The sequence below is a fragment of the Pelagimonas sp. genome, assembly GCF_050633425.1.
Lineage (GTDB): Bacteria > Pseudomonadota > Alphaproteobacteria > Rhodobacterales > Rhodobacteraceae > Pelagimonas.
The window spans coordinates 1-19,641 of sequence record NZ_JBOEGM010000008.1 but is presented as its reverse complement, the minus strand read 5'-3'; the positions used below and the strand labels follow the sequence as shown (position 1 = coordinate 19,641).

General features: G+C 52.6%; 12 protein-coding genes. 2 read left to right on the top strand and 10 right to left on the bottom strand.

The window, feature by feature from the left end:
- Positions 1-2: 2 nt before the first annotated feature.
- From ACRBB0_RS05660 to ACRBB0_RS05650, 3 genes are all read right to left on the bottom strand, one after another.
- Positions 3-917, bottom strand: a complete 915-nt coding sequence (locus ACRBB0_RS05660; RefSeq protein ID WP_431373436.1) for an ABC transporter permease — start codon at positions 915-917, stop codon at positions 3-5.
- 1 nt (position 918) lies between these two features.
- The gene (locus ACRBB0_RS05655; RefSeq protein WP_431373435.1) at positions 919-1,836 is read right to left on the bottom strand and encodes an ABC transporter permease; all 918 of its coding nucleotides are present in this window, start codon (positions 1,834-1,836) and stop codon (positions 919-921) included.
- A gap of 101 nt (positions 1,837-1,937) precedes the next feature.
- Positions 1,938-3,449 carry an ABC transporter substrate-binding protein gene (locus ACRBB0_RS05650; RefSeq protein ID WP_431373434.1) on the bottom strand — a complete coding sequence of 504 codons (1,512 nt, stop codon included), beginning with the start codon at positions 3,447-3,449 and terminating at the stop codon, positions 1,938-1,940.
- 146 nt (positions 3,450-3,595) lie between these two features.
- Between ACRBB0_RS05650 and ACRBB0_RS05645 the strand changes: the two genes are divergently transcribed.
- On the top strand, positions 3,596-4,372 hold the full coding sequence (locus ACRBB0_RS05645; protein ID WP_431373433.1) for an IclR family transcriptional regulator: 777 nt from the start codon (positions 3,596-3,598) through the stop codon (positions 4,370-4,372).
- A 370-nt stretch (positions 4,373-4,742) separates the two neighbouring features.
- Here the strand turns inward: ACRBB0_RS05645 and ACRBB0_RS05640 are convergent, their stop codons facing one another.
- The 3 genes from ACRBB0_RS05640 to ACRBB0_RS05630 all read right to left on the bottom strand — a co-directional run bounded on the left by ACRBB0_RS05640 (position 4,743) and on the right by ACRBB0_RS05630 (position 7,989).
- Positions 4,743-5,045, bottom strand: coding sequence for a hypothetical protein (locus ACRBB0_RS05640; RefSeq protein WP_431373432.1), 303 nt, complete (start codon positions 5,043-5,045; stop codon positions 4,743-4,745).
- Positions 5,046-5,979: 934 nt separating this feature from the next.
- On the bottom strand, positions 5,980-6,150 hold the full coding sequence (locus ACRBB0_RS05635; RefSeq protein WP_431373431.1) for a hypothetical protein: 171 nt from the start codon (positions 6,148-6,150) through the stop codon (positions 5,980-5,982).
- A gap of 675 nt (positions 6,151-6,825) precedes the next feature.
- Positions 6,826-7,989, bottom strand: a complete 1,164-nt coding sequence (locus ACRBB0_RS05630) for a Hint domain-containing protein (RefSeq protein WP_431373430.1) — start codon at positions 7,987-7,989, stop codon at positions 6,826-6,828.
- 708 nt (positions 7,990-8,697) lie between these two features.
- On the opposite strand from ACRBB0_RS05630, the gene ACRBB0_RS05625 reads away from it, so the two are divergent.
- Positions 8,698-9,258: a hypothetical protein gene (locus ACRBB0_RS05625; RefSeq protein WP_431373429.1), complete on the top strand. Its 561-nt coding sequence runs from the start codon at positions 8,698-8,700 to the stop codon at positions 9,256-9,258.
- An 8-nt stretch (positions 9,259-9,266) separates the two neighbouring features.
- Here ACRBB0_RS05625 and ACRBB0_RS05620 read toward each other — a convergent pair whose 3' ends face one another.
- The 4 genes from ACRBB0_RS05620 to ACRBB0_RS05605 all read right to left on the bottom strand — a co-directional run bounded on the left by ACRBB0_RS05620 (position 9,267) and on the right by ACRBB0_RS05605 (position 18,895).
- Positions 9,267-9,971, bottom strand: coding sequence for a hypothetical protein (locus tag ACRBB0_RS05620; protein WP_431373428.1), 705 nt, complete (start codon positions 9,969-9,971; stop codon positions 9,267-9,269).
- A complete protein-coding gene (locus tag ACRBB0_RS05615) occupies positions 9,962-12,046 on the bottom strand; it encodes a trypsin-like serine peptidase (protein ID WP_431373427.1) in 2,085 nt (694 codons plus the stop codon). Before ACRBB0_RS05615 ends, ACRBB0_RS05620 begins: the two co-directional genes overlap by 10 nt.
- Before the next feature lie 1,425 nt (positions 12,047-13,471).
- Positions 13,472-17,905 (bottom strand): autotransporter domain-containing protein, encoded by a 4,434-nt coding sequence (locus ACRBB0_RS05610; RefSeq protein WP_431373426.1) that lies wholly within the window; start codon positions 17,903-17,905, stop codon positions 13,472-13,474.
- Positions 17,906-18,274: 369 nt separating this feature from the next.
- Complete coding sequence (locus ACRBB0_RS05605) at positions 18,275-18,895, bottom strand: TetR/AcrR family transcriptional regulator (RefSeq protein WP_431373425.1); 621 nt, start codon at positions 18,893-18,895, stop codon at positions 18,275-18,277.
- Positions 18,896-19,641 lie beyond the last annotated feature (746 nt).

Sequence of the window (19,641 nt, the reverse complement as noted above, 5' to 3'; positions counted from 1 at the left end):
ATTTAATTCCGACTTTCTGGGGCAGTGACATCGCGCAACCCATCACCCAAAAGATTGATGGCCAACACCAAAACGAACAGCACGGCACCGGGGATCAACACCAGCCAAGGTTCAAACAGCATCATGTTTTTGCCCTCGGACACCATAAGGCCCCATGACGGGGTTGGGGGTTGTACGCCCAAACCGAGGAAGGACAGCACCGCTTCCAACAGAATGGCATGGGCCATTTCCAAGGTCACAACAACGATCAAGTTGTTGAGGATATTGGGCATGATTTCCGACAGGATGATACGCGGTGTCGAGGCCCCGATGGCAGAGGCGGCCGTGACATAATCACGGTTGCGCACTTGGATCGTCGAGGAGCGCATGACCACGGCAAAGCGGTCCCACAATAAGAAGCCAAGCACACAGATCACCACAGTCAGCGAGCCGCCAAACAGCGCCACCACCGCCAAGGCGACCAAAACCACAGGCATCGCCAAACGCACGTTGATCAAAAAGGTCACAACCGCGTCAACGCGCCCGCCAAAATACCCAGCACAGACACCCAAAATGGTGCCGATGGTGCCAGAAATCAAAGCGGCGACCACACCGATCAACAGCGACACACGCGCGCCATAAATCAACCGCGACAGGTAATCGCGCCCAAGGTGATCGGTGCCGAGCGGATGCTCCCAGGAGCCATCCAAAAACACAGGCGGCTGCATCCGCGCCATCAAGCTTTGCGAATAGGGATCATGGGGCGCCAACAGGGGGGCAAAGAGCGCCACCAACACCAGCAGACCAAAGACGATCCCGCCAAAAATCAAACCATGATGGCCAAAGACACGTTTGCGCATTTTTTGCGCGGGTGTCAGGCCGACAACCTCTTGCAACAGCGGATCCGGGCCAAGTGTTGAGGGGGTAACGTTTGTCATATCACGAGCTCCTCATGCGTGGGTCAAGCCACGCGTTGAGCACATCGGCCAAGAACGTGAACACGATGTAGAACATGGAAAAAATCAGGATAAGCGCCTGTACCGTGGGCAAATCGTTGCGCGAAATGCTTTCATAGGCCAAGAACCCCGCGCCATGCAGCGCAAAGATGGATTCAACCACGATAGACCCGCCAAGCATGAAGCCCATCTGCACGGCAGCGAGGCTGACAACCGGAATAATCGCGTTGCGCAGGGCGTGTTTGAACAAGACGACATGTTCGGGTGCCCCCTTGGCGCGCGCCGTGCGGATGTAGTCGGAGGACAGCACCTCAAGCATCCCTGCCCGCGTCAAACGCATGATGGCAGGCATGGCGTAATAGCCCAAAACAATCGTCGGCAAGATGAAATGCGCAGGCGTTGACGCCCCCGAGGCCGGCAGCCACCGCAGTTTGATCGAAAAGACAACAACGAGGATCAGACCGAACCAGAAGGACGGCATCGCCTGACCTGCGACGGACAGAAAGAGTGAGAAGCGATCAATCAGAGAATTGGGGCGCATTGCCGCCAAAACACCCAATGGCACGGCGGTCAAAAGCGCAAAGCTGATGCCGCAAACCCCAAGCAACATCGTGACCGAAAGCCGGTCTGCCAACAGGGTCGATACCGGCATCTTGAAGTAGTAACTTTCGCCAAAATCACCGGTCAATGCGCCGCCGAACCATGACAGGTATTGCATCACCAAGGGCCGATCAAAACCGTAGAGTTCATTGATGGCCTGAATATCGGCAGAGGTCGCCCCCTCACCCGCAAGCGCCGTTGCGGGATCGCCGGAAAGATACAACAGAATGAAGCTGATGATGGAGACGGTTATGGCAACCAAAAAGGCCAGCCCCAACCGTTTGAGGATGAATTTGAGCACGAAGAGTCACCTATAATAGCGACGCGATTGGTCGTTTCTAGGAAAGGGATCGAAAGCTAAAACGGGCCGAGCACTGCAATGCCCGGCCCATAGGGAAACCCCTATTTCCAAGCCATCGTCGCGAACCGCAGCACTTCGTCCGGGGTTGGCGTGTAGTCGACTTCGTTGGTGAACACATAGTTGGTGTTGTAGGAGAACATCGGCACCATGTAGGCGTTGTCCGCGATCATGTTGAGCGCTTTGGAGTAGTTCTCAACACGCACAGCCGGATCGGTGGAGGTGTCTGCGACGTCCAAAATCTCGGCCAGCGCAGGGTCGCGGACCGCATCCAAATCGCCCAGTTTAAAGAACTGGCCCGTGAAGGCGGAGGTGTCGTTGATCGAATATGAGCCCCATGTCTGGAAGTTCACAGGAACGCCACTGGTCGCTGACAAATCGCGCAAAGCGGCATATTTCAACATGTTGAAGTTGGTTTTGATGCCAACCGCGTTGAGATAGCTGGAAATCGCCTCTGCGTAGTCACGGTTGCGGTAGGCATAGAAATCAGTCGTGAACCCGTCTGGGTAACCTGCTTCGGCCAAAAGCGCTTTGGCTTTTTCTGGGTCGTAGTCATAGGATGTCACGTCGGTGTCGCAACCAAATTGGCTTGGGAAACATGACGAATTGATAACTTGGCTGCTGCCTTTCAGGAGCGCATCAACGATGGCGGTTCTGTCAATCGCATGTGCGACGGCCTGACGAACTTTCAGGTCTGTAAAGGGTGAGTCAGGTGTGCGGCCAGCGACGTCCAGCAACAAGAAACCAACCCGCATGGTGCTTTCGTTCACCGCTTGGAATTGATCCATTTGACCAAGTTTCCCAGCCTGATCCGATGGAACCTGCCAGATCAAATCCAGCGTGCCGTTAAACATTTCGGCCATCTGGGTATTGATGTCTGGGATGGTGCGGATGTCGATTTTCTTGATCGTTGCTTTGCCTTTGGGGCTGTCGTGATAGCCGTCGTAGGCTTCCAAAACAAAGTGCTGACCCGGCTCAACTTCGGTCACTTTGTAAGGACCCGTTCCAACAGGGTTTAGCGCCATGCCCGCGGGGCCAACTTCGGCGTAGTATTCATTGGGATAGATGGACACCGGACCAGACAAGAATTCGATCGCCGAAGGAAAGGCCGATTTCAGGTGGATACGCACGGTGTAGTCGTCAATTCTCTCAGCGGATTTCATCCAATTGACGTTGCGCTGGGTTTTGACACCGTTTTCAGGGTTGGAGACGAAATCAACGGTGTAGACAACATCATCGGCGTTGAAGGCTTCGCCGTTATGAAAGGTGACGCCTTCGCGCAGCTTGAATTCGATTGTGAGATCGTCGATCCATTCCCAAGACGTGGCCAGATTGCCCTTGTATTCATTGGTCACCGGATCGCGGTACAAAAGACCATCCCAGACAGCGCGCTGAATCACGATCCCTTCGCGGGCTGAGTTCATATAGCTGTCGACAGATTCCAGTTCTTTCGTGAAAGCCACTGACATGGTGTCATTTGCCTTGTCTGCATAAGCCGCGCCGGATGTACAAAGCGCCAGTGCGATGGCCGTGGACCTTAGAAGTGCAGGTGTCATCATAGTCTCCCGTTGAGGATTGTGTTTGTTGTTGTATTATTATTTAATACTTTATATTACTCATAAATACATTGATCCGCATCCAAAGCCGCAGCGTCAAGGAAAAATGCCTGACACCGCCCTTTAATCCTGCAAGAGCGTAAAAAATGGACAAAAAGCAGAACACCCTCTACGTCGGTTCCCTGGCCAAAGGCCTGCAAATCTTGCGCACCTTCGACGAATCGGCGACCGAATTGTCTCTTGGGGAGCTGGTAAAGCGTACCGGATTGGAAAAAAGCGCGGTCCAGCGCCTTGCCAATACGCTGCATATTGAAGGGATGCTGGACAAAGATCCGGTGACCAAACGGTTTCGTCCTTCGCACGCTTGGTTGGAAATGGCCTATGCCTATTTTTGGTCCAATCCGCTCGTCCGATTGGCCATGCCAAAGCTGATCGAGCTCTCACACCGACTGGACGCGACGGTCAATTTGGCCGAATTGTCGGGCGATCACGTGCTTTATATCAGCCGTGTCCCGGGACGCAGCAGCCAGTTCTCCTCCAGTATCGTTGGACGCAGATTGCCGGCACTTAGCTCAGCCGCAGGGCGCGCGATCTTATCAACATTTCCAAAGGCAGAGCGCGACGTCTTGATCAACACATGGAGCGTCAACGCGCTCACCCCACAGACCACCTTGGACAAAGCCGACATCACCCGCAGCATCGAGGAAGCAGAACACCAGGGGTATGCCTTGTCGCAAAGCCAGATAATTTTGAACCAAACGGGGATCTCGGCCCCGATAAAAGGACCGGACGGCCGTGCCTTTGCGGCCATCCAATGCTCGGTCTCATCACAATTGTGGAACAGTGAACGTATCCAAACAGAGCTGCTCCCCTATATTCTAGAGACAGCCCATGGCATTGCGCCCCATGTGCGTGCCAGGTGACATGACGGTGCTGCCAGCCACGAAAACAATGCATTCGGGTCACGTTTCACGCAGGATGTTGTTGTTTCCTTTGTCGAACAGCGCAAAGCACCTCGGGCACATGGTCCCACCGGGCCACTATGAACGCGACGGCCATTGTGAAACGGGGCGAATGTTGGGCTGCTGTTTCAAAGGTGCCCAAGAGGGTAATAGCACCTCCCCTGCCGCACGGCCCTTGATGGCTTTGTACTAACCGACCACGTACTAACCGACCACCTTCAGCAAGCTTTCAACGAAGACCGCGCGCGAATGTCATGGCAGCGCTGACCGCCGGTGACACACAGCTCAAACTGAGGTCGACGGTTATCCCAAATAGCCTGCAGCATTGTCTTCATACCGCTTTTGGTACGACCATTTCGACGTGCCGCCCCCCGAGTGACACGCCCATGCGAGTCGCCATTCGGCGGGCCTTAGGATAGGTCGCGTTCACTTCCCAGGCAGTGGTTTGATGATGGCCGTCGTCTTGCCACGCTTGGCAGCCATCCCCGTCAACATCCGGGCAAAACTCTGCATCGCCCCACCACTTCCAAAGCACTTGCGGCACCTGCGAGGCCCCATTGACGCTTCGCTCGGTTTCAACTGTGTCGACCATAGGCTTTAGAAGCGGATCGCCACCGTAAACCATTGCGGTCAAAGGCGATGGTCACGTTCAACATTGGCCTATCATCCACGCTAGGATTGCCAAGGGACATCGCAAAGAAAGGCCAAAGGCGCGCCAACTGTGCATCCGTCAGCCGAGATTGATCAGACATGACGACCGTGAGCTTTTCGAAGCCGTGAACCACACTGGCAAGCGCAAACCAGTGGGGTCTGCGCCTTGGAACATACGCATCGCAGCAGGCAAAACAGATGTTCGTCCTGCGCGAGTGCGGCACACCCAATAGTTTCGCCGATCCGCATGCAGAAACTTTACAAAGTGACCTGCCCTGAGCCACCATTGCGATGCTCTGAGAACAGCTTACCGCGTGCGTGATGCCCTTAAATATCGTTGTCTACCCGAGGCTCTGCAAACGAGGCGGAGAGCCAACCTTTGCTGCGGCCAGCACCAAGGTCAGCAAGGCGCAAAAAGGGCGCAACTCAAACCTGGGCGCGAGACGAACAAAGAACATCTAGAAGTACGATCCCCTTGCCTGCGGTCTCTGAAAAGTCTCATCGAGCGTCAGGTTTTGCCGAGCTGATCGCCGCCTGCTCAGCCGAAAAAGTTTCGTTTCATGAAATTTTCCTGTGTCGGGAAACCATGCCCCCATCAGTCGAGGCAGGAGTTTTTCAATAACCACTTAGGCGACAGCCTTACTCAATCTGTCATGAGCCTTCGCGGGAGTTGGCATAGCTTGCGAAATAGATGCGCTTGCTGATGGCTGCGACGTTACCAGCTGCTCCACAGACTGAGCCGGCCTTCCATGGACCCGCTCCAGAGGAGCCGTAACCTGCGTGCCCGGTTCAGTTTTCTTTGCAGCCGCCAAAGCAAGACCCGCTGTAAAGGGAACCGTCGTCAGCGCATCAAGGCACCTCGCCAGTTGCTTCATTGTCCATTGCCGCCATCTGGCGGGACATGGGCCAATCAAGTTTCACAAAGACTCTCCCCAGCATAGGAACCCATCTGCGCGCTGGATAACCGCGCGGATCGGTTGCCGCTCTTCGATGTCCTCGTCAACCGCCGCGGCCGATTTGAGCAACACATTGATCAGGATATGAAGGCGGATTGCGTTTAGGCAACCGAGTGGTTCGACACCGTCCATGCACAGCACCTCACAGGTTTCTTCCCCCCTGCTTGCGAGGTGCCACGCCCGTTCGTCAGCAAAATCAAGACCGCTTACCACGACCTCGCAACCGGACGCACCACATGCCGTGACGCCATTCCATCCATGTATCCCTACCCTGCATCGCGGTTTCCACCGCGACGGCTTCATCTATTCAAATCCGCAACATCAGAAAGGGCCACTCAATTGAGCAACGGCATCTACGACCAAAAGAAGGAAAGATTTTCCGCCCTACCAGCACCTACACCGCCAGCCGCGCCCCCGCCATCCGAACAGACGTCTTGAGGACAGTCGAAGCTTGAGACGTGGATCAGTGCTGCGCGGTGAGTAAAGGCGGAGCATAGCCCTCGCGGCACAAAACCACAGCAAAAGAGGTGCGGTTAGCCATTTTAAAAAATGTGCGATGAATGTTAACTGACAGGATAGTTTCGCACAAATTCGGCCCTTACCAGCTGTTGGCTGAATGACCTTGCGCTACATTGCGGCTTCACCAAACCTGCCATTCGACACACAGTGCAGCATTTTTGACGGTTGAGCGGCAGGACTGCGGGACCTTGCTGTCGTTCGCTGCGGCCGAACCAGCGGCTGCTTCAGCGAGAACCAGCAAGAAAACGGTGGCTAGTTTCCGAATGGCTACTTTCAACTTGTGGGCGATCACCTTACGCTAAATGCCAACTCGTTCGGTCGCCTCCACGGAGGCATACGGACATCGAGTTTTTTCTCACAGAGCGGTTTAGAGTTCTTACTGTGTCGCCGTAGGAGCTCGCGCAGCAGCGGGCCGCGCTCGACGATTGGGTGGGCCGGGGGGACATTTGTGTCGACAATTGCCTTTAATTCTGCGTAGGCAGCACGCGATAGAGCACGCAACGCTTCTTTTTCCGGTAAAAGGCTCTCGGCTGGAGCGCCTTCGGCGAAGATCACTTCATGGCTGCCCAAAAAGAGGTGACAATAAGTGACGACCTTGACCATAGTGTCGCGGGTGATGCCGGGCTGGCCGACGAGCTTGGTTGCAGGGATCAACACTTGGTCCACCCCGAACAAGCGCTCGACGATCTTTGATGCCACCAGCATTCGATGCTGCGGCGAAACACGCAACTCGCGTTGCGGAACACCCGGCGCCAAAGCGTCAGGCTGAATGCGTACTGGACGTTGCTTGTCCGGGGTTTCGGCGGAAAACCTAAACGTCCTCGTCCAGCACCATCGTATCGGACGCAGGCCATGGTCCAGGGTCTGGAGCAGGTCGCCAGTTGATAGCTCCTCAACCGCACGCGGCCCCGTCTCTGTCTCCATCAATGTGCCCTTAACAAAGCAGACTGTGACGACATTGTTCTGGTCCAGATCAATCAAAACGTCGTCACCCGAAGGGGTCCAGTCAAGATCGCGGATCTGGATCGAAGTGATGTTGGGCAGATCGCCAACAGCATCGTCGGTTACTGCGAAGTACCGATCGGTACCGCCGCCAACAGGTGAAGCAATGATGAACGTGATGTCGGAGGACAACCCATCGCCCGACAGGTCGACCGAAGATCCGCCACCGTTGTAGGTGATCGTCACATCGTCTCCGAACCCGTTCGGGACGACAAGCTGAATGCTATACTCCATCCCATCAATGGTGATCGTGCCACCGTTGGTAGAGAAGGTCTCGTTAAGCTCAGCGATTTCCGTAGCGGAGTTTGACGAATCCCCGTCCGTGTACGTGGCGTTGTCGACTAGGCCAATGATATCGTCACCTCCGCCGGGCGCGGTCGTGAACGTCGCGTTCGAATTCAATGACGACAGTTCGATCAAGTCAAACAGTGGTGTGTTGTTCGCGCCCATGCTTATCCTCACTTTTTTGGCGCAGTATCCGGCAGTGCGGTTAAGATTGGCTCAAGACCGCCAACTGAAAGTTCGAACGCAATCTCGCATCGTTTTCTATACGAGCCGCGCCAAGAGCGGTCATTTTTACGTTGTGATCAAATGATAAAGACGCTGAAAATCTTGGGGCGCACAAACTTAGGAAAGCTGAAGTTGGTCTTGTCACCTTTTAACCACCTGAGACTGAAGCCGACATTCACGCGCCGTGCAGCATCCTGCAAAATGGGCTCAGAGCTGCCTTGCAGCGGTGCAGCGCCAGGTTTCCGCCCAAGATGCGCTGTCACTGCAACACCGGATGACGGGAGACAGCCCTATTTGGACATTAACTCAAGGCGCGGCGAGCACTCTTCTGCCGGAGCAAAAACTCTCACCTGATTTCCCGAAAGCGGACATTTAGATTGGTCCCGATGGTCCTGGCGATGTTATGCCCCGCTTCAAGGTCGGGAGTGCGTAGGAAGCGGAGTTTGTAAAACCGCTAAAATTTTTGGGTTGATGAAAGCCCATTAATGCAGTTGGATTGAGAAAGGCCGTCCTTCGCTGCAAGCTCTGCATCAGATTGTGTCCGCACGTAAGCTAAGCGGGCTTTTTCGACAATCTTCTGTCTAGACATCGTTTGAAATGTGATAACAATCTTGAGGGATCTAGGCGACTTAACTGGCGGGAAAATTTATGCGATTTCTGTTGATGCTGGCCTTGATGTTGGCCCCAGCTTTTGCGCTGGCCTGTGGCTGTGATAACAGCTCGAAAACAGATGCTCAGTTACGAGGTGAATTCGAAAAAATTGTGCCAGAAGGAGATGTTACGGTCACCTATTACCCCGAGAACTGCAAAATACTGTGTTCTGGTACGATTCAATTGGATGCTTTGGCAGGCCCAGTCGAGCTAAAAGTTACAGCCAGCCGAGTTTTTGTCGCTTTTGCAGATGGTGTGACCACATTGTCAGTCTCGCTAGAAACCGATTTTCTGGCGGATTTTTTCGTCTACGATGGTCCTCTTGATCTGGATTTGAGCAATGACTGCCCAATCGTATTTGGACGTTCAGAGGTGAGTGCAACGGGCACTCTGACCGCTACAGGCCATCTGACTCACATAGACGGGAAACAAGCGGTCTTTCAATTGAATGGGGATTCGCCCTCATGCCTAGCAGCTGAGACAATAAAAAAGTGGTCTCTTCGGACCATTGGCGGAGAAATAGTCGAAGTTGTTGGTTCCGCAACAACAATTGACTAGCGAGAGCGTTAGTTTAGCAGCACACAATTGCCAAGTTTTTCTGGGACCATCTTTTTTACCAAGCTCGCAGCCGATGTCACATTATGGCCGCTGTCAGTTAAGTCAGGTCCGCCACCATAAAAGTAGCCCGACAGTTTTCCGTTAGAGTTTAACTGATAAATAGTCCAGTATTCTGAACGCTCGGTTTTACGAATGGGGTGATTAAAACCATACCCCTGCAACCCGATGATGTGATTTTTGCCAGACGATCCTGCTGATCTGAAGAGGATATGGTTGCCTATCATTAGTCGCTTGCCGTCACTTCTGGCCATAACGACTTCTTTTCCGCAATTCCCCATTTTTGATCCTTGGCGGGGGCAGGCCCAGCCCCCCTTGGTCATCTCTATTTTGAATTTTCTCAAGTAATTCGCATCTTTAAAAATGCGATTGGTGGAGTAAACGCTGTTAAACCGCATTTCCCCAAGCGTCCCAAAAACCCCGCCCACATTCGCACCTTTCGTGCTGCCCGTATGGATCGTCCAATTCCTGTCTATTGAACGGGTTCGTTTGGAGGCGACAAACACTCTGTCAGAACCGACAAAGAAGTTCTGTTGGCGGTCGCCATTGAGGCAGGCAAACTCTTTGCCCACGAGACTTTGAGCGAAAACCGAAGTGGCCGAGATGCTTGCGACCAATGCGACCTTCAAAAGCAGGCGAAATCTTTTCAAAGACATTTAGTCTCTCCATCTCTCCATTCAAAGCAGTTCTTCTTAGCGGCCGCTGGCGGCGGAGTGGCTCTTGGCAAGTAACACTGACCCTTGCTGTTTTCCTGCATGTTTGACGGGCAAACACAGCGTTGACCGCGTCTAACCTTGCCGCCAACACAGGCCGCAACTGGCGCTGCGCAGGCTCCAGTTCTGGGGTTCAAGGTCTTGCCTTTGGGACAAGTTTTGAGGCTGCAAACGCCATCCTTGTTTTCAAACACCGGATCAGAGCAGCCGCAAATCGGTTGTTCTGAATGGGCTATGCATTTGGATATGTTCAAGATATTACTCAATGCGCGGGGCACCCAATTGGCTACTTTGGCGTCCATTTGTCGTTCAGCTGAGCTCAGCGGAGGTAAGATTTCTGTCGGTGCACATTGGGGGATCTTCGCGCTAGCAGCTTGAAAGGCTTCCAGGCCCTTGGCGCTGTTTCTTCCAAACTGCCCGTCTACGGTTTTCTTGCTCAAGCTATGCCCGCGGCCAACAGAGCACCCCTGCTGTCTGAGCACTTCCTGGAGCGCCTTTGATGCGGCCAGATACGTGTTTGGCAGCGCTTTGGCCTGTGCGATTTCGTGGAAGTGGATTTCAACATCAAGGTGCTGTACATCACCAAGAATTTCGGAAGCCTGTTTTTTGATAGCCGCCAAACTCATGGTTTCTTCAGCATCAGTGTCATCAGGGTTGGCTGCTTTCGAAACGGGAGTAAAAATTAAGTTTGGCTCTTCAGGTTCTTTCTTAGTTACCCCGGTGAAATGGAGCACCTCCGAAGCATCGTCGGTTAAAGCGTCATCCCCATCGGCCTCGAGTGACTGCAACCGTTTTAGAACCAATGCCGCCTGTTTGGCCGCAGGTTGGTCACTGAACCTGCCTATCAGGTTCTGCAACGCTTTTATTTGATCTTCTGGATCAGAAAGAAGCAACGATGCAGTTAGGGTCTTGTCCGCCTGGGTGCGCGTTACATCCTGCTCGCGAATGTCTTCTTGGTTTTGTTGAATTTCCAACCTAGAAATCATTAACTTGACCTGTTTCTCGATCGGATCATCGGGGAAGTCTTTGATGAGAAGGCGCAACGCTGCCAGCTTTTGTGATGCGGTGTCCATCAAGATGATATCGCTAAAGGCCTGTTGCGCAACAGACATCTGTGGGGTGTTTGGCGTGAACTCCGTAAACTCTAGACCTAAAACAGCGTTGATTTTATCGATCTTATGCGCACCGTTGTAACTGTCGCGCTCAGAAGACAGCCCACCTGTATTATGTAGCGCGACGACGGCCAGTGTATGCGCATCAAGCAGCAATGACCCCGAAGACCCGCCCATGCTTTCGCAAGTATGCCTGAACGGGGATCGATCGTCTGGGATTTCTTGTTGAAGGCTGTGCACCTGACAGGTCCCAACTGAATACTGCTGAGGACCGCCGTTCGGGTGATGAATCATACGCAGCTCTTGAAAGGGTTCGACCTTTGCCATCATGCGCATTGGGATATGCCCACCCAAATCCTCATTGGCGCGATTGTCTTTTAACTGCAAAACCATAGCATCAAGATCGCGATCAAGCGCGAGTTCAGTAGGTAACACATCATAGGAACGGACCGCCCCATGGTCATCCTTGGACAAATAGTTGAAATCAACGCGCGCCTCTTCGACTGTTAAACCGGCGTCGACGAAACGCTGATCGAAAAAGCAGTGCGCATTGGTTAGCAATTTGTTGTCTGGCAAAAGGGCGGCGGTACAGAAGGTCAAATATGGGCTCTTGATCTGAACCGTAGAAAGCCCATTCCGGACAAGCACCGGTTTGCCGTCTGCGGTTGTTAAGCAAACTTGAAGACGACCAATGTGTTTTGCAAAGGTTCTTGTCGCAGCAGGGGCACGTCGTGTTGACTGCCACACGCCTTGAAAGGGCAAGTTATTTGGTGTTGTTAACGCCTGAAATGCGGATGATTGGCTATCAACTTCAAAGCCAAACCTGCATTTTGTCTTGTCATCAGCCGCGGCACTCGATGCCAAACAAAGCGCAAATGCGATAACAGAAGAAAAGAACTTCAACAAAACCTGACCTCACGACATGGCGCGAGAAGAACTTGCACAGTTTGGTTCCACTTTGCAACAACATCTATATTGCTGCCGCCCTTTCATTTTTACTCTGCATTCTTTCTAATACCCAGTGTGAGGACGTATCTTCGACGGTTCGCGCCATTTTTTCTGCAAGGTTTACCGATGACCGGTTTTTTCGCGGCGTTGCAGCGTGGCGAAGTTGGGTTGTCAGGGGGATTGCCCCACTTTGCAAAGGTTACTTCCTGCGCATTGCTGACCTTGGTACGGAGCGTAGCATGAGGGCAAGCTCAGGTTGGACATGAATGGCCGCTTGTGACCGTCCAGCACGAAGCTTTCGCAGGCGCGGCGAATTTACACTATCCGCCCCCTGTGTACTGAACCGCTACGTGCCATCTCCGTTCAGAATAGGCTGCGTTGACTTAGGCCCGCCACTACTCTCGAAGGCCCTTATACAGCCTTCGAAAAGGTAGCGTCCCGATGGCGTCGCATTGCAAGTACTTGGTCACTATGACCCATTCAGACTTTCATCGCCTGCCAGCCGACGAACGGCGATGGAAAAGTTTTCTTTTGAAGTGATTCTTACGCAACAGCGAAAGCCAGCAAAAATCGGCTTCCGATAAGCTTCCGGATTTTTCGACGAACAAGCAAGACAAACACGTTGCACTGTACGGCCTTGATCTTAAAGAGAAAATGGTGCCCCCACACGGACATGACCAACCTCTTCCTGTGTTATCTTTCAATGACTTACGTACTCGACTTTAGCCGTCGTGTGTAGTGTTTGTGTAGCGCTTTTGCTCGTCTGGCGGAAGAGGGTGTTGGTACTCAAGAGTCATGCGCTTAGCTTTTCTGCGGACATCTTAGGGCACCAGAAGAAAACCATGAGTTACGGGGTGTATTATGGTGGCAGTTCGATGGAGCAGAAACGTGAGGCGGTCTTGAAGTTGGACTATGGGCTGAGATGACAAGAGGGTGCGCTTGAGGACGTGCAAAGCGCAGTGTGGGCCGTGACCGGACTTTCATCGATCTACTAAATGCCTCGTTGCAGCTTCGCCAAACCGGCCGTTCGACAAGGAGTGCAGCATTTTCAGTGGTCCAAGTGCGGCTGAGCCGACAAAGTGAGAGTTTTCAGCATGTTCACCTATGACCGGTTGGGCAAGCATCTCCTCAGACGGTCCTCTTTTGGACCGGTATTCTACCTTTCCAGCCTATGTGTCTTTTTTACCAAAGACATTGTTTGAGCTTTCAATGTTCTTAGCTATTCCTCACTCGGGTTACGCTTCGTCCATCGGCGATGACATCAGCTTTTTGCCCCCCTGAGCGAGAGAATTCAAAGCCAACGACTAGGCGGCTCTGAGAAAAACTGTTCCATGCCCTTTGCAGCTTTGAGAACTATACTATGCACTTTGCCTAAAAATCGTTTCAAAACCGGAAAGCGACCTCAAAACCTACCTTCAGGTTGTGATCTGACGTGTCTGTCAACCCATGTTCCGAAGCTAGGTCGAACGACAGTTCGGACGTGCCAGCTTCGTTTTGCCACCGGCCCCCGAGTTCAATTTGAGCGTACGTAGAATTGTCACGCCAATCATCAATGCCAACGCCTTGCAAGCGGATGTCTGTGCCGGTCGACGTGTAATGTGCCAAACCAAGACCACCATAGATCGCACCGAATCCACGCGCAGACGTAAAGCTTTTTTCGGCTTTGATGCCACCGGATACCAACATATGGTTTACGGTATAGCTGTCCTGATCGGTGCCATTGCTATCGGTAAACCCATTCACGCGCGCTTGTTCCAAGGCCAATCGCGCCCAGGGCGTTAGACGCAAATCGTTTTGCAAGTCAAAGTATCTGCCCGCTTCTGCAACCCATGTGACGACCTTTGCAGTGGTGTCAGCTTCTGCTCCTGAACTTGTGTCAAATTCAAACTCCGCGCGGCTATAGGACAATGCCGTTTCGAAATAGCCATAAGAGGGTAACTCATACGTAAACCCAACCGTTGCACCATAAGCATCGGTGTCAAATGATCCGGCGTTTTGGCTGAAATCACCGCTACGTCGAACCGACTGCGCCCCGGTCACGTAGTGTGCTGCCATCTGCACTGTTAGATCACCTTCGGCTGAAGTTGGGAGCTCAAAGCCTGTCCCCAATTGCAGTCCGGAATAGGAAAATGTGGTATCAGAGTTTTCGGAATAATCACCGCGCCCGGTTTCTGATCCGAATTGCCCAGTCCCGCCAAACACCCGCACCCATGGTGCAAGTTGCGTTTTGCTTTTGCTGCTGATGACACCTTGGCGAGAGGTCAACCCGCGTGGCAAGTCAGTCAAAGTATGATGCGCCGTGAACACCAAATCCGTGGCTTTGGGATAAAGGTGCGCGGCATCTGACAACCCACCTGTCGATTGCAAATAGAAATCCCCTGCTGTCGAATGGTGTAAACCATAGATAAAAGCACCTGCCTGAAGGTTCTCTCCTGCCAAAGCAAAATTGGCTTCGTCAGATTGGCCGTGGATTTCTACTAACAGGATCCCAGCATCATCCTCTTCTCCGGTGGGTGCACCTAATCCACCGATGTTGTTGATCACAATTGAACCTTGGACATCGGGAGCCAAAGACCCAAGTACAATCAGCAAATCTGCATCTTCGCTACTGTCTAGGATAGCGTCCATCGACAAGGTGACAGGCCCCCTGATATCGCCGTCAATAGTGAAAACGTCCGTTGCCAAACCGTTGTTTAGCGATATCTGACCGCCGCCAGTCACATCGCCGGTTAAGCGACTGCTACCACTTGCGTGCAAGGTTGATCCTTGTGCGATATCAAGACCATCTAAAGTGATATTGGAATCGTCAAAAATCATCCGTTCGAAATTCTCGAAACCTCTGTCAGTATTGGTGAAATCAATGCTGACTTGATCAAAGATCAAAGTATCTGTGCCGTCACCGGCATCAACACCGCGCAGGCCTGTGACGTCCAAATCCGCCCCTGCAAATGTCAGAAAATCAGATCCCGTGCCAAAATCCATTGCCCCGGCAACGGTGCCTTGAACAGTCAAACTCGTGTTCATACCAGTTTCGCGAAAGGCATATCCGTCAGCAGAGGCCAAACGGTCATCGGCTTCCAAGTCAATGCGCACCGACATAGGGCGGCTTCCAACCGGCGTGCCTGTGATAACCATTGCGTCGGATCCGACACCGAAAACACTCACATCAAGGTCTGTTGCGATCACATCAACGCTCTCATTTGGCATCGATGCTCCAGCAAAGGTCAGATCAATCCCGGTCGCCATCGCACCGGTGGTCACGATGGTCAAATCTTCTAACCCATGTGTCAGCAAATGCTGATTGCCGCCCGTTCCGCCCCCGGAAATGCGTAAACCCGTCGCATTGTCACCCGCAGTGGTGATATCAACGGTTTCTATTGCCGTGATGGCCACGGCATTTTCTGCGTCACTACCGAAGGTCGTGAGATCAATTCCGACTGAACCAAGCCCAGACGTCGCAACCGATGTATTGGTTATAAGCGTTGATTGGTCACTGTCGGTGGCACCGTCGCCAATGCCTGCTATCCGCAATCCCGCTGATCCATCACCAGAGGTCGTTAAATCCAAGTTATTAAGGGTAATCGTCCGAGAAACATTCGTTGTTCCGGCATGGTTGGGGGCCACTAGATTGGCCGCACCTAATGTAAAACCGTCTGCCCCATCGCCTTGGGTGTCGATCACAATTTGATCGGCAGAGATCACAGCGCTTGAGTCAGAGCCCGGCAGAGCTGTGAGTTCAAACCCCTGCGATCCATGACCATGAGTTGCCAGAGATAGATTAAGCATATCGAGTGATAAAATCGAAGCTGATTGCCTCTGTCCGCCGATAAGCAACGCCGTTGCATTGTCCCCGCCCGTTGATGCCTCCAGCCCGGTTAGCGAAACAGTCTGACGAGCACCCATACCCGTTTCAGCGATCCGAACCCCGTGTGATCCGTCACCCATGGTAGAAACAACCGTTGGATCCAAGGCCAGTCTGGAGTCATTACCAAGCCCAACCAAATCATAGCCAATCGCATTTTCACCCTGGGTCGATAAGGTCAGGTCACCATGGAAATACATTTCGGTATTGTCGCTGCCATTCGACCCCAAGCCATGTTGGACAAAGGCCGAGGAGTGATCCCCGAGGGTGGTAATCTGGGCCCCTCCTAAGGTGGAAGCAGCCAACGAACCGGTCGCGCTGATCGGCGACGTTCCGAGGATAAGCCCGGCAGAATGCGCCCCTTGTGTCGAAATGACAAAGTCACCTGCGGCAAATGAAAAAGTAGACCCAGCGATGTCGCCTGAAGGAAAGCTGAGCAAAACTCCGGTTGCGTTGTCGCCCAACGTAGAAATGTCGAAACCAGCGAAAGCAAATTCTTGCGTGTAGTTTGATGCAGCACCCGGTGCCGTCTCGTCGCCAATACTAAACCCAATCGCATCTCTGCCAGTGGTGGAGATAGTTGCATCCGATATCGCCATCGCATCTCGGCCGTCAGTCCCGGCTAGATGAGCCACCTGAAAACCCAGCGCGTTATCACCCGTTGTTGCTAAGTCTAACCCAACTGCGACAAAGGCCAATTCGCCTTGCGAAGATGCGCCATTTATCAAAAGCGCCGTAGACGCGGCTCCGCGCGTGCTAAGATCAACACCTTCCATAATCACAGTCTGCTGAGATCCCGTACCGCTGCGCCCCAAAAGCAAGGCTTCCGACATATCCCCGTCTGTTGAAATTGTGCTGCGACGTATGGTGACATCCGCCGCGGAATTGTCCCCAACACCCCCAACAAGCATTGCGGGCGAAGCATCATCCACCGACGAAAACTGGCTGTCTTCTATTACCAGTGTACGTGTCGATCCAGAGCCTGCTGCTTCGAGTACCAGCGCCGCCCCCGTCGTCTGCAATGTTGAATCTGCGACAATCGTTGTGTCCGAATGCAAATCACCACCGGAGGTCAAAATACCAACACCTCCGGATTGCGCGCCGGTTGCGGACAGATTACTGCCAACAATAGCGGTGTTTGAAATACCGCTGTCTGCGGTTGCAATGATCACAAGAGCGCTTTCAATCCCAGTGGAACGCAACGTGCTATTGTCGAGCAAAACCAAGGAATCGCTGGCTTCTCCTAGTGACAGGCGCAAGATTTCAGACTCGGGTCCGTTGACCAAAAGCGAGGAGTTTTCGATAGTAACGCTGGCAGAAGATTGCCCGACAAGATCGGCCACAATCAAATCTGAATCTGCCCCATCGGAAACCAAACCCGGCCCGTCGGTGGACGTTGTTGCACCAATGATCGAAATGGTAGCCGTTGACAGATTGCCCGTGCCATCGCCCATTTGAATGCCCGTTGCGTTGTCTCCAGTGGTGGACAATGCCGCAAGTGCGCCGCTTGAGTTGATATTCACGTTCAAAACGGAATTGGAAAAGGAACCTGCGTTGATCGCCGCGCTGTTGTTTCCTGTCGTCGCAACCCGTGCCCCACCGCTGATCTCGACTGACAACGCCGCCGCTGTGTCATCTACCTCGATTGCCGATGAGGCTAATCCGCTACTGGACACAACACCCCCGTTGAAAACGTGCACTTCGCCTGCCACGCCAACATCAATTGCTGGTATGCCATCTGCCGTGGATACAACGAGTATATTGTCGACCTCAATCGGAAGGGGAGCCGAGTTTTGAGCCGGAGACACCGGTGCCAAAACCACGGCGTCATCCAATGGCGTGCCGGCCAAATAAGCTGTCGTGGTGTTCATCACCAGATCGGCCATCAGGGCTTTGTTAACGGTCACGGCCCCGGCTATGTCGGAATTTTCATCCGCCCATGCAAGTCCTGGCATAGCCGCAAGGATTGTCGTCGCCAGTAATCTCTTTCGACGAGCGAACGAGGTGCGACTAGAACGGTTGTTGCCATGTGTGTCACAGCATAGCCCGAGGTCCGTTGAAAAAACGTTGTGCATAATCCATCCATTGAACGTCACTGGCGACCGTTAAAGGTCCCCAAAATGATGTAGGCTGACAAAATTAACCAAGTTAGGGCTGCCACACTGACGCGTGTCAATTATTTATCCACGGGTTTGTCCATGTGAAAAAGAATTTCAAGCTGCCTAAGATTTTTTAATGCTTTGAAAACAAAAAGAAAAAAGAGACCCCCTGAGTCCTCGAGGTGCAAATTCAAGTTGAATTTTTTCAAAATGAAAAACACTTATTTAAACTGACCAGATTTTAGGCTGGTCTTCTGGTTTGGAAGGGGATTGTTGATACGATGAAATTAGTCGATCGATAGCCTTGCGGGTGATAACCCTATGCGTTTCATTTAAGCCGAGCGTCGCAACCATTTTCCAATGACCATACATCAAACACACAAAGAGGTAGGAAAGCTGATCGGCATCTTCGACAGTGATATTGGGGTAATTGACAGTGATTTCTTGTGACACGACGCTACCAAGCAAGCTGTATTGCCCTCGTAAGTTTTCCTTTACCGCTGGTGAACCCGCCGCCAAAGACATCATTGCATCGTAAACCTGATCGTCACGTGGCTTGGTCTTGCCCTCTAAAAAGTCAAAGTAAAAATCGAGCAGTTGCTCCAAACGATTGGCCGAGTCATTTGATAGCGCCACATCAACCAAGGCTTTGCGATATGCTGCCGCAAGCATATCGCAAATCTCAATCATCAACTCTTCTTTGGATTTGAAGTAGTACCTAATTAGCTGTCGTGAAACACCTGACTTCTTCGCTATTAAATCATTGGAAATAAAAGGCAAACCGTCATGATGTATAGCATCAATGGCTGCCTTCAAAATTGAGTTTCGACGTTCATCTTGGGCCAATTTTAGTCCTCGAATAGAAAACGGCATATGTGCTACAGTTGTGTTGATCTATACTTGGAGTCCCCAGAAGCATGTTCGCTCGCGTAGAAAAAAGAATTTACTGAGCTCAGATAAACTACCGGGTCAAAAGCGTTTACGTTTTATCCGATTAGCTTTGATCGTTCAACTATTGATCACTGAGGGCGTTCCTATCCAGACTTCGGCTGATACATGGCTGCGGGGAATGACCAGAAGGATTCTTCCTCGTCACGACACCTATGTTTTGGGCCCAAATCTGGATAGGAACGCCTTTACTAAGTTGCTGGCAATCGCCGCCAAATTTATGTTATCTGTTATCTGCTCTTTGCAGACCTGAGGTCTAGCGCGGTGTCAATGTTCAGACTTTTGGAGCTTGGAATGGCCGCTTTTGCCCGTCTGGCGCGGCTCCTTCACAAACGCAGCGAATGTCGGCAATCCGCCCGACCCGTAGATGCTGCACACGCGAAGCGGCCAGCAGATCATGTCCGCTCAGGGCTGACAGCGGTCATCTTGGGGCGAAGTGGGCAGCACCCTGCGACCCAGGATCGCACCAATGTCCGCGAAGCGCAGTTAGCGGAGTTTGCAAAGTCCTGCCGCCATCCTGGCAACACTGCATGAAAACGCCGCATTGCCGCGAGAAAACCGGCCATTGATGAGCCTTGCAGCGAAATTTCGGGTTGCAAGTCGGCAGTGCGGGACAAAGCGCCAATTCGCTGCGTTTGCGCCGA